The following is a 9,409-nucleotide window of genomic DNA, read 5'->3' on the forward strand; positions in this document are numbered from 1 at the left end:
TGTGGCTGCTGGGTGACCACAGGTCGTTGTCTGCCGAGTCCCGGAGCCTGCTGGGTGCTCCCGGCGGGGGGATGGTGCCGGTGGACCGTGTGATCGGCAGGCCGGTCCAGATCCTTTGGCCGCTTGATAGATTTGCTGAAGTACCTCGGCCGGCAGCGGCAGGACCCATAACAGAGAACGGACAGTAAATGCCCGAGAACTACGCGCGGACACCCGAACCGCGCCCCGACGGCGCTTCGGATTCCCGGGCCGACGCTGGTCCCGACGCGCCCGCTCCCGCGCCGGCAGAAAGCCGGGCCGCCGCCAAAGCAAGCGAGAACTCTGGTGGGAGCCAGGTGCTTGCCTGGCTGAAGGAGATTGCTACGGTGGTGGTGATCGCCGTCGTGCTCTCATTCCTCATCAAGACCTTCCTGTTCCGCGCGTTCTTCATTCCCTCAGAGTCCATGGTCAACACTTTGGACATCGATGACCGGATCTTTGTCAATCTCCTGGTGCCGGAACCCTTTTCGCTGAGCCGGGGTGACGTTGTGGTCTTCCGCGACACCAAGGGCTGGCTTCCGCCGGCCGAGGAAAAACCCGAAGGGCCATTCACGTGGGTCCAGGACGGCCTGACCTTTGTTGGCCTCCTGCCGGACAATTCCGAGCAGCACCTGGTCAAGAGGGTCATCGGGCTGCCGGGGGACCACGTGGTCTGTTGCGACGACGGCGGTAAACTGACCATTAACGGGACCGCCATTGACGAAAGCTACGTCAATTCGGCTGAGGTCCCGCAGGTCCGCAACTTCGATGTGACTGTCCCCGAAGGCAAGGTGTGGGTGATGGGCGATAACCGGAACCATTCCGCTGACTCCAGGGCCCACATGGATTCCGACGGCGGGTTTATCGACATCGCAGACCTCGAAGGCAAGGCCGCCGTCATCGCCTGGCCGCTGAACCGGATCACAACCCTCGGCAACTATCCGGACGTGTTCCGGAACGTGCCGGCGGCCCCCTGACCATGTCCTCCGCAGTTCAAGCCAGTTCCGCAACGGCCGGTCCGGTGAAAACGAGCCCTGCAAAGGCGAGCCGCGCAAAAGGAGGCGCCGGTTCCACGAAGGCGGCCAAGGGCCCGGCCAAGGCGCCCAACCTGAGGCACGAACGCACCTTCAAGGCCCAAGGGGTGCGGCTGGTGGCAGGCGTCGACGAAGTGGGACGCGGCGCCCTTGCGGGTCCCGTGAGCGTGGGCATCGCCGTTGTTGACCTGGAGCGCCAGAAGCCGCTAACCGGCGTGAAGGACAGCAAGCTGCTGAGCCCGGCGGAACGGGAACGGCTTGATCCGCTGGTCCGCAGATGGAGCGTGGCGTCCGCAGTGGGCCACGCGTCGGCGCAGGAAATTGATGCGCTTGGCATCATCGCTGCACTGCGCCTTGCGGGAACACGGGCCTGGCAGGAGATTATCGCCGCGGGAGTCACACCCGATCTCGTACTCCTGGACGGCAGCCACAACTGGCTTTCGCCCGCTGACCAGCTGTCGCTGTTCGACGAGCCGGTGCTTGAAGCGGCATGCGACGCCCCGGTTCACACCAAGATCAAAGCTGACATGCAATGCCTGAGCGTTGCCGCCGCCAGCGTCATCGCCAAGGTGGAGCGGGACAAGATGATGCGGGAGCTGCATGCCGAATACCCGGACTTCGGGTGGGACATCAACAAGGGCTACGCCACCGTGCTGCACCGTGATGTCCTCCGCGCGGCAGGGCCCACGCCCTACCACCGCGTCAGCTGGCGCCTCCTCGGCGGGGAACTGCTGGATTGCGGGCCTGCCGGCGGGGACGAAGCCGCAGAGGACGAAGCGGGCATCGAAGACTGACTCTGGCCGCTCTCGGGCGCCAGCGGCGCCGGACATGGTGCAAGATGGATTCATGAGTGCTGAGGATCTTGAAAACTATGAGACCGACATGGAGCTGCAGCTCTATCGTGAATACCGCGACGTCGTCGGACTGTTCAGCTACGTTGTCGAGACCGAACGGCGCTTCTACCTTGCCAACCACGTAGACCTGCAGGCCCGCAGCGCGGACGGCGAGGTCTACTTTGACCTGACGCTGCAGGACGCCTGGGTCTGGGATGTGTACCGTTCCGCGCGGTTCGTTAAAAGCGTCCGTGTCCTGACGTTCAAGGACGTCAATGTGGAAGAGCTTCCGCGCAACGAGGAACTGGCCATGCCCAAGGACGTTGACCTGGGCCAGTAGCTCCCGGCGGGTCTAGGGGTTTCCCATGCGACTCTTCCTGCACAACGGCTGTTGACCGGCCTTAATCCACATATGGGCTGAGCTCCCTTACCTCCGCAACCACGCTGTCACAGGCTGGTTGTGGAGGTAGAGATGAAATCAAAAGACCTGTTGGGCCGGCACGGCGAGGACGTTGCCGTTGGCTTCCTTGAGTCCCTGGGCATGCTCGTCCTGGAGCGCAACTGGCGCTGCAGCGAAGGCGAAATCGATATTGTGGCCCTCGACGGCGACGCCTTGGTTATTGCCGAAGTCAAGACCCGCCGTTCCCTCGATTACGGCCACCCCTTTGAAGCGGTGGGCCCTGAGAAACTCGCCCGCCTGCACCGGCTCGGCTCCGCGTGGTGCCGGGACAGGGAGTTGCGGATGCCGCTGCGGCGGGTGGACGTGATCGGCGTCGTGGACGACGGCGGCGGCGAACCCGTGGTGGAGCACCTCAAGGGGGTGGGCTGAATGGCCCTTGGCAGAACCTACTCCATCGCCCTGGTGGGCCTGAACGGGTACATCGTGGAGGTAGAGGCTGACATCGGCCAGACCTTGCCGGCATTTGTGCTTCTTGGACTGCCGGATGCTTCCTTGAATGAGGCCAAGGAACGCATCCGGTCCGCCGCAAAGAATTCCGGGATCCCGCTGAGCCGCCGGAAGATCACAGCAAACCTCATTCCGGCCTCACTTCCCAAGCGCGGCTCGGGCTTCGACCTGGCAGTGACCATGGCCGTGCTCCGCGCCGCGAACGACATCAGACCCACCGGCAATACGGTCTTCATCGCCGAACTGGGGCTGGACGGCAGGCTGCGCCCGGTCAGGGGTATTCTCCCGGCCGTTATGGCGTCCGTACAGGCGGGCTATCCGGACATCGTGGTGGCGCAGGCGAACCTCGCGGAAGCTGCGCTGGTGCCTGGCGCCAACGTCAGGGGATACCGCACCCTTGCCCGGCTCGCTTTGGATTCCGGGGCGGACCCGCAGGAACTCGCACTCGACTTCGAACCGGAAGACCCTGAACACACCCGCGATGGCGCTGAGGACGAAGGGACCTACCCGGACATGGCGGATGTTTCCGGCCAGGGTGATGCCCGGCGTGCTCTGGAAGTGGCAGCGGCGGGAGCCCACCACCTGCTTCTCACCGGCCCGCCGGGGGCAGGCAAAACAATGCTCGCAGAGCGCCTTCCCGGGCTGTTGCCGGACCTCGCAGACCACGAGGCGATGGAAGTCACCGCCATCCACTCGCTCTGCGGCCTGCCATCAACTGCGGTCCAACTGCTGCGGCGGCCGCCCTTTGAAAGCCCGCACCACTCCGCGACGGCGGCCGCAATCATCGGCGGCGGCTCCGGCCTCCCCAGGCCCGGCGCCGCCTCCCGTGCCCACAGGGGCGTCCTGTTCCTTGACGAGGCGCCGGAGTACGAGCGCCGGGTGCTTGACGCCCTGCGCCAGCCGCTGGAGAGCGGTGAGCTGGTGATCCACCGCTCCGCAGGCACTGCTGCCTATCCTGCCCGGTTCCAGCTCGTCCTGGCGGCCAACCCCTGCCCCTGCGGCAAGGCATCCGGCAAAGGGCTCGACTGTACGTGCACGCCGGTGATGCGCAGACGCTATCTGGCCAGGATGTCCGGGCCGCTCCTGGACCGGGTGGATATCCAGCTGCAGGTGGACAGGGTTTCCCTGGCGGAGTTCGGTCAGAGGTGTGCGGAGGAGGATACCGCTTCCGTCGCTGCCCGCGTCCGGAATGCACGCGGTCGGCAGCTTGAACGGTTGGCTCCCTTCAACCTGGAAACGAACTCGCAGGTACCGGGCCGTGTGCTGCGGGGAGAACTTCGGCTGCCACCTGGCGCCACCCGCATCCTCGACCATTCGCTGGAGCGGGGTGTCCTCACGGCCCGTGGCTACGACCGCGTCCTGCGCTTGGCCTGGACGTTGGCAGATCTTGGGCTTCGGGAAAGACCTGACATGAACGATATCGGGCAGGCCCTGGGCCTGCGGCAGGCAGCGGCGGTGGCGGCATGAAGGGGACGGCAGTGGAGGCAGAACGGCTTTCCCGTGCCGCACTTGCCCGGCTCATGGAGCCCCAGGATGCGGCAGGCCTGGCTCTCGTGCAGGTATGCGGCGCTGTGGATGCTCTTCGGATAGCTACCGGCAAGGTTAGCTCCGGGCCGGAGCTGGAGCAGGAGATCACCTCCCTGCTCGAGGACAATGGTCCCACCACCAGCTGGGCCGGGATGACCACATCCTTAAAACGCTGGCAACCCCGTATTCCAGACCTCGCTCCCGAGCGGGACCTCGCGACCATGGCACGGCTCGGCGGCAGGCTGATTATTCCATCGGACGAGTTGTGGCCTGTGCAGCTGGCCGACCTTGGTATCCAGGAACCGATCTGCCTGTGGTGGCGGGGCCAGGAGCAGCCTCTTCCCCGCGGGGACAGTTGCATCGCGATGGTCGGGTCCCGGGACAGCACCAGCTATGGCGCGTCGGTGACTGGGGATATTGCATACTCCCTGGCGCAGCGCGGCCTGACCGTTGTCTCTGGCGGTGCCTACGGCATCGACGCTCATGCCCACCGGGCCGCGTTGGCTGGCGGATCCAGCGCCGTGCCAACCATCGCTGTGATGGCCGGAGGCGTAGACCGGTTCTACCCATCGGGCAATGAGGATCTCCTCCGTGCAGTCTGCAACCAGGGCGCAGTGATCGCGGAGGTTCCACCCGGGTCGGCACCCACCCGTTACCGCTTCCTGCAACGGAACCGCCTTATCGCAGCCCTGTCCTCTGTGACTGTTGTGGTGGAGGCCAGGTGGCGGTCCGGAGCGCTGAACACTGCCCACCACGCGGAAACGCTCGGCCGCGCTGTCGGGGCTGTTCCCGGTTCCGTGCATAGTGCTAATTCGGCTGGATGCCACCGGTTGCTCCGGGACGGCGGTGCTGTCTGCGTCACGGACGCTGCGGAGATTGTCGAGCTCGCAGCGCCCAGTGGAGCAGGGCTGCCGCAGCCGCGCCGGGCCGGAGCCGAAGTCCAGGACGGGCTGACCCTCGAAGACCTGATCATCCTGGATGCACTGCCGCTGCGCTCCACCACCTCGGTTGAGAAACTGTCTTCCGTGGCCGGCTTGAGCCAGGAATCCGTCCGGGCGGGACTGGGCCGGCTCGGGTTGCTCGGGCTGGCGGTCTCCGAAAGAGGCGGCTGGAAACGGGGCAAGGCAACGGCTTAGCGGGGGATGCGTAACCGTAAGCAGGACTCACGCTGACGGGGGCGTGCCGTGTCAGTCCTCTGAACCGCGGTGACACCTGAGACAGTAGGAGAGTGGACAACGAGGAATTGCCTCGGGAGCTGAGCCAGGCATTAGGTGCCTTCTCGAGCTACCTGTCGGGGGAGCGGGCCGTATCGGTGCATACGCTGCGCGCGTACCTTGGGGACTTGCGCAGCTTTCTGGCACACGCTGCCTCCGAAGGTGCAGTCGGGCTGGAGGACGTTGAGCTGGGAAGCCTCCGGCGCTGGCTGGGGACACAAAGCCAGGCGGGCGTGGCCCGCTCCACCCTTGCCCGCAGGGCCGCCACAGTCCGTGCCTTCACTGCATGGGCCCTGAGGGAAGAGCGCATCAGCTCGGACCCGGCGTTGCGGCTCAAGGCTCCTAAAAAGGAACGCCACCTGCCGGGAGTCCTGCAGTCGCAGCAACTGACGCGGCTTCTGACCGGCCTGGAAGAAGCCGCCGGCGGCGGTGAGCCGTTGCCTGTGCGGAACCGCGCCATCGTCGAACTGCTCTATGCGACCGGAATCCGGGTCGGCGAACTGGCAGGGCTTGACGTCGATGACCTGGACCCCGACCGACGCACGGTGCGGGTGATCGGAAAAGGAAACAAGGAACGCACTGTCCCCTATGGCGTGCCGGCGGCCCTGGCTTTGGACGACTGGCTGCGGCGCGGCCGGCCGCTGCTGGTTAGGGCGAACAGCGGACCCGCCCTCTTCCTGGGCTCCCGGGGCGGCCGTGTGGACCAACGGCAGGTCCGTGAGATAGTCCACGGGCTCCTCGAGGCCCTGGGGGACACCTCCGCGTCGGGCCCGCACGCCCTTCGCCACTCCGCAGCGACACACCTGTTGGACGGCGGCGCCGATCTCCGTGCCGTCCAGGAAATCCTGGGCCACAGCAGCCTCGCGACCACCCAGATCTACACGCATGTCTCGGTGGACCGGCTGCGGAGAAGCTACCAGCAGGCCCATCCCAGGGCCTAACAGGGAACAGTGGTTGGGCCTGAATTGCAGTCGCGAATCGCACTGGCGTAATTACGCGGCGTAGTATGACGACTATGAGGCCGGACACGGAACGAGCCGTGACTTCGCGCCCGAACTTCTCATCTCTGTACCACTTGCGCGGCCACTGCCCAGGCTTTACTGCCGTCACTTCGTCTGCAGGCTCACTTACGTCGTCATCTTAGAAGTGCTCTATGTCTTCGGACGGCAATTTGCTGAGAGCCTTTATGGTGAGTTCCCCGGTCGCCGCTCCCGCAACAATTCCGCCGAGCCCGAGTGCTGAGATGACGTCACCAATCGCCGAGTTTCAGTGCCGATATTCAAAATCAGAGAAGTTACGTAGAGCGCGACGGTTACGTGGAAATACCAGACGATCAGAGCCTGGTCCATTTTGTTCATTGTGTGGAGGAATGGGAGGTCTCGGATGGCCGTCTCCAGTTCACCGGTCCTCGAGGAAGCTGTCGGCCAACTCCTCTACGTCATGACCGAAGAGCTCATCTCGCATCCATGAAGCTTGAGCAAGACGCGATCGACTACGGCTATAGCGAGAGCGGCAACGCTAGCGGACTTTGTCAACATCTTTGGGGGTACTTCCAAGCTGAATGCGGACGAGGTGAGTGGATTTTCACGCTTGGTGCCAACTATCGTAAACGTGTTGTAGTTACTGGAGGTGCCCCTCCGTCACCAGCCGCGAGCGTACGGCATCCGGCATCGTGGAACACGCGTCTTTGCTGTCCCTTTCTGCTTGATGATCTGCCGCAGTATCAGTGATTCCGACGGTAGCAACAGCAGCTTCCCATCCGCCCATACCTTGTATCTGCTTAGGTACCCACCAGTTAGCCGCGCCGTTCAAGTTGTCCCAAGTTCTCGGGTGAGTGTCCTTGTTAACGTAGGCACCGCCTTCCGGCCGACGCAGGATTTCACTGGGAAAGGGCACTATGCCCATCAGCAGGGCGGCCTGCTCTGGCGCCATAGACCAGGGTGGGGTGTTGAAGTAGTACCAGCTGGCAGCACAGATGCCGAACAGCTTTGGTCCGAACTGGGCGTAGTTCAGGTAAAGCTCCAGCACGCGCTGATCCGAAAGCGTGTAAGCGAACTGCGTGGCAAAGGCTGCTTCAATGCCTTTTCTCATGGCGTTCTCATCAGGTGTGAGGTAAATGTTCTTCACGAGCTGCTGAGGGATAGTCGAACCACTTGGATCTTCCTTGCCGGCCAAGTGCGCCTCTGCTCTTGCCTTGAAGTCCTCTATATCGAATCCGCCCACCCGGGGGCCTAGCTCCTGGTCCTCGTGGGCGATGGTGGCAGCGAGCATGTACCGGCTGATGTGGTCCAGGGAGACGTACTGGTAGATTACGGGCTCGCCCTCTTGCAGCATGTACGACGTCCGCGGGGGAGTAATCCAGATGAAGGCCACGGCCGCGAGCTGCGTCACGAGCAGGAAGGAGCCCACCAGGATCGCGAACCTGGCGAGCCACTTTCGAAACCGCCTGCGCTTCGGTCGCTGCGCTGCTGGCGGCCGGACTGACGGGGGTGGCGCTGCTGGTTCTGGCGGGGGAGCCTCGGCTGGCCTGTTCGCCTGGATCGTCTGAGGCTCGATGAGGGATTGCGTTTCAAGGGTGCTTGGGGCGAATGCGTTCTCCATGTTTGGCTCCACGATGGATGGATACAGAAGACCCCTGGGAGAAGAAGGGGAGTTGGAGAAGCATACGCTCAATATGGGAACAGCGCGAGCGTACCCCGTGGGTCATTCAGCGGAGCCCATGCCCTTGCCCATTTCATTTCGGCTCAGAATAATCTTGCTTATTTGGGGCCCGTGCCTCATAATAACCGGCTACATTCAAGCAAGAAACAATTGCATCTGGATAGAGCTTCATGACCTATCTAAGTAAGCCTATAAGCGGACTAAAGGGGGGGCGGTACGACGATGAAGGCCTAAATTACTATGCCGATGGAAGTCCCGGCTATCCCAGGTATACCCCCGACTACCTAATAGGGGCGTTATAACCTCAGATGGTCAAGCGCATTGATGATTTCTTCATGTCTGCGGCTAACAAGCGTTGCAGCCGGTGTAGAAGGATCCACTGGGAATTGGAATGTTCGCCGTGAGTTGGGGTTTCTTTAATAGATTGATCCGCAGCGTCTACCGCCCGAAGGACAAATTCGGAGTTGCCTTCTCGGGTGGCCTCGTCGGTGGACCGGCTGCGGAGAAGCTACCAGCAGGCACATCCCAGGGCCTAGCAGAAACAGTCGTTGGGCCTGAACCGCAATCGCGAATCGCACTGGCGTAATTACGCGGCGTACGGCACAATAAGAGTCACGTCCGGCAACTTTCAAGTCCCGCTTGAAGCACCTTTGCTTCCTGCGGACCAGCAAGTCCGGACGCTGCTTAATCTGAACAATTGAATAAGTGGCAAGGAGTTGCACCGCACAACAAGGACAGCAGTTCCATCCAGGCAGAGGTCGTTGGGGAAGACGTACCTAGAGCTATGGAGGATGGAATGTCTGTTGCAATGACCCGTGGTGTGCTGTTTGTTCACTCAGCCCCTACCGCGTTGTGCCCTCACGTCGAGTGGGCCATTGGTTCCGTCGTGGACAAGCGGACGGATCTTGAGTGGACCCCTCAGCCTGCTGCACCCGGAATGTTCCGGGCTGAGCTTTCGTGGACAGGCGCCCCCGGGACGGGCGCCCAATTGGCGTCCGCGTTGCGCGGCTGGGCCCACCTGCGTTATGAGGTCACCGAGGAACCCAGCCAGGGTGTTGACGGCGGCCGCTGGTCCCATACGCCCGAACTGGGCATCTTCCATGCCGTTACTGATGTTCATGGCAACATCATGGTCTCTGAAGACAGAATCCGTTACGCCTACGAGTCGGGGGCAGGCGACCCCGCCGCCGTCTATCACGAGTTGTCACTCGCCTT

At 63.1% G+C, this 9,409-nt stretch carries 9 protein-coding genes and 1 pseudogene; 9 read left to right on the forward strand and 1 reads right to left on the reverse strand.

Annotation, left to right across the window (positions count from 1 at the left end; translation table 11 throughout):
• The 8 genes and pseudogenes from AC5RWX_RS26550 to AC5RWX_RS26585 all read left to right on the forward strand — a co-directional run.
• Positions 1 to 188 (forward strand): annotated as a pseudogene (locus AC5RWX_RS26550) (signal peptidase I); the annotation flags it as partial.
• A complete protein-coding gene (gene lepB / locus AC5RWX_RS26555) occupies positions 189 to 995 on the forward strand; it encodes a signal peptidase I (RefSeq protein WP_494099263.1) in 807 nt (268 codons plus the stop codon). It begins immediately after the preceding pseudogene.
• Positions 996 to 997: 2 nt separating this feature from the next.
• Positions 998 to 1,846 (forward strand): ribonuclease HII, encoded by an 849-nt coding sequence (gene rnhB, locus AC5RWX_RS26560; RefSeq protein ID WP_494099264.1) that lies wholly within the window; start codon positions 998 to 1,000, stop codon positions 1,844 to 1,846.
• Between the two features lie 52 nt (positions 1,847 to 1,898).
• Positions 1,899 to 2,225 carry a DUF2469 domain-containing protein gene (locus AC5RWX_RS26565; RefSeq protein ID WP_256248678.1) on the forward strand — a complete coding sequence of 109 codons (327 nt, stop codon included), beginning with the start codon at positions 1,899 to 1,901 and terminating at the stop codon, positions 2,223 to 2,225.
• A 132-nt stretch (positions 2,226 to 2,357) separates the two neighbouring features.
• Complete coding sequence (locus tag AC5RWX_RS26570; RefSeq protein ID WP_494099265.1) at positions 2,358 to 2,714, forward strand: YraN family protein; 357 nt, start codon at positions 2,358 to 2,360, stop codon at positions 2,712 to 2,714.
• The gene (locus AC5RWX_RS26575; RefSeq protein WP_494099266.1) at positions 2,715 to 4,259 is read left to right on the forward strand and encodes a YifB family Mg chelatase-like AAA ATPase; all 1,545 of its coding nucleotides are present in this window, start codon (positions 2,715 to 2,717) and stop codon (positions 4,257 to 4,259) included.
• Positions 4,256 to 5,455 carry a DNA-processing protein DprA gene (dprA, locus tag AC5RWX_RS26580; protein WP_494099267.1) on the forward strand — a complete coding sequence of 400 codons (1,200 nt, stop codon included), beginning with the start codon at positions 4,256 to 4,258 and terminating at the stop codon, positions 5,453 to 5,455. Before AC5RWX_RS26575 ends, dprA begins: the two co-directional genes overlap by 4 nt.
• A gap of 92 nt (positions 5,456 to 5,547) precedes the next feature.
• Positions 5,548 to 6,474, forward strand: a complete 927-nt coding sequence (locus tag AC5RWX_RS26585) for a tyrosine recombinase XerC (protein ID WP_494099268.1) — start codon at positions 5,548 to 5,550, stop codon at positions 6,472 to 6,474.
• Between the two features lie 679 nt (positions 6,475 to 7,153).
• Here the strand turns inward: AC5RWX_RS26585 and AC5RWX_RS26590 are convergent.
• Entirely contained in the window at positions 7,154 to 8,134 is a 981-nt protein-coding gene (locus tag AC5RWX_RS26590; protein ID WP_494099269.1) for a transglycosylase domain-containing protein, read from the reverse strand.
• A gap of 856 nt (positions 8,135 to 8,990) precedes the next feature.
• Between AC5RWX_RS26590 and AC5RWX_RS26595 the strand changes: the two genes are divergently transcribed.
• Positions 8,991 to 9,409, forward strand: a 419-nt coding sequence (locus tag AC5RWX_RS26595) for a DUF3145 domain-containing protein (protein ID WP_494099270.1), incomplete at its 3' end; no start/stop codon positions are given.

The sequence above is a fragment of the Arthrobacter sp. SPT-J7 genome (assembly GCF_059089965.1).

What these genes read in the sequence shown, in the direction of transcription:
- lepB (WP_494099263.1), top strand. Translation starts at nt 189, where the DNA reads ATGCCCGAGAACTACGCGCGGACACCCGAACCGCGCCCCGACGGCGCT.
- rnhB (WP_494099264.1), top strand. Translation starts at nt 998, where the DNA reads ATGTCCTCCGCAGTTCAAGCCAGTTCCGCAACGGCCGGTCCGGTGAAA.
- AC5RWX_RS26565 (WP_256248678.1), top strand. Translation starts at nt 1,899, where the DNA reads ATGAGTGCTGAGGATCTTGAAAACTATGAGACCGACATGGAGCTGCAG.
- AC5RWX_RS26570 (WP_494099265.1), top strand. Translation starts at nt 2,358, where the DNA reads ATGAAATCAAAAGACCTGTTGGGCCGGCACGGCGAGGACGTTGCCGTT.
- AC5RWX_RS26575 (WP_494099266.1), top strand. Translation starts at nt 2,715, where the DNA reads ATGGCCCTTGGCAGAACCTACTCCATCGCCCTGGTGGGCCTGAACGGG.
- dprA (WP_494099267.1), top strand. Translation starts at nt 4,256, where the DNA reads ATGAAGGGGACGGCAGTGGAGGCAGAACGGCTTTCCCGTGCCGCACTT.
- AC5RWX_RS26590 (WP_494099269.1), bottom strand. Translation starts at nt 8,134, where the DNA reads ATGGAGAACGCATTCGCCCCAAGCACCCTTGAAACGCAATCCCTCATC.